This is a genomic window from Stenotrophomonas sp. 05L44_2 (genome assembly GCF_056665995.1).
Map to the genome: position 1 here is coordinate 1 of NZ_JBFTNR010000842.1, position 1,621 is coordinate 1,621.

Consider the following 1,621-nt stretch of genomic DNA (forward strand, 5'->3'; position numbering starts at 1 on the left):
GTTCAGCGAGGCCTGGGAGGCGTCAACGAAACTCGCTTCAACGGGTCGCCGCATCGTGGCCAACAAAGCGGGTACGCTGGTTGACTTCGGTTCGGCCGACATCAGCCTGGCCGATCTTTGCAGCAAGCCGGATGGCAAGTACGCAGAGATGCTGGTGTGCTCGACTGACAAGCTGAAGTCCATTGATGCTGATATCGACACGGCCATCCGCTATCTGAAAGCGGATACGACGATGGAAAAGCGCAGCGGCGGCAAGTACCGCGACCGCACCACGCCGCTGGGCGATATCGTCAATTCGGCGCCGGTGGTCAGTTCGCCTACCGATGACTACGGCTATCGCCAGCTCGGCGAAGATTATGCCGCCAGCTATGCCAAGTACCTGGACACCAAGGCGAAGWGTGGTCGTTACACGGTGTACGTCGGTGCCAATGACGGCATGCTGCATGCCTTCGATGGTGGCATGGGGGCATCGGGTGAGATGGACAGTACGGGAGGGACCGAGCGCTTTGCGTACATTCCCTCAACCTCGCTGGGCCATATGGCCAACCTGCTGTTCCCGTACAAACCGGATACCGCTGATCAGACCTTCCGCCATCGCTATTTCGTCGACGGTGCAATCACCATCTCGGACATGCTCGTCGGCAGCACCTGGCAGACGGGACTGGTCGGTACGGCTGGCGCTGGTGGTCGCTCGGTATTTGCGCTGGACGTGAGTGACCCGGCAGCGTTTACCACGCGTCAAGCGCTCTGGGAGATCAGCGACCTGAACATGTCGTTGGCCGAGGGCGTGCGCAACAACATCGGCTTCGTGCTGGGCAAGCCGGTGATCGTACCGGTGAAGGAAGGCAAGACGGTTGCATGGAAGGCGATCTTCGGCAACGGCTATAACAGTGCCAGCCGCAAGGCCGTACTGTTCGTCGTGGATATGGCGTCGGGCGCCACGCGGATGATCGAGGCGGTAGAGAGCAATGCCTCGGGAGCCAACATCTCCGGAGACAATGGGTTGGGCAACGTGGTGGTGGTGGATCGCTGGCGTGGCGACAGCCAGGACCTGCGCGGTCGCGATGGTCTTGCCGATACCGTCTACGCTGCCGATCAGCGTGGCGCCATCTGGAAATTCGACCTCACCGATAGTTCCAACACGGCGCTGACCGTTCCCGTATTCACCACCCAGGTCAGCCAGGACACCAGCGCGCGGAACTTCCGCCAGCCGATCACGGGCGGCATGACCGCTGCGACCGGTCCATCGGGTGGCGTGATGCTGTATTTCGGTACGGGCAGCTTCTCGTTCTACAGTGACAAGGACGACACCTCGCGACAGGCGTTGTATGCGGTCAATGACATTGGCGGGAAGAGGGTCACATCGACCTTGACCTCGGCCAATCTGGCGCCCTATACCGCGGATGCTCCGGCGACGGGCGCCGAGGCGCGCAGGATTGTGGCAGGGACTGCGCCGGCCAATGCGCGAGGGTGGATGATCAACCTGCCTGCGAGCAACGGTGAACGGTTCGTTGGTAATCCACTGCTGGTCAGCGGCATCATGTTCATGCCGACCTATGTCCCCAATCTGGAAACCGTTGGCTGTTCGACGAGTGGTTCGAACTGGCTGTTTGGTCTTTCC

At 61.0% G+C, this 1,621-nt stretch carries 1 protein-coding gene; it reads left to right on the top strand.

Annotation, left to right across the window (positions count from 1 at the left end; all coding sequences use genetic code 11):
* Window positions 1-1,621, top strand: a 1,621-nt coding sequence (locus AC1VAN_RS21215; RefSeq protein WP_480986681.1) for a pilus assembly protein, incomplete at both ends; no start/stop codon positions are given.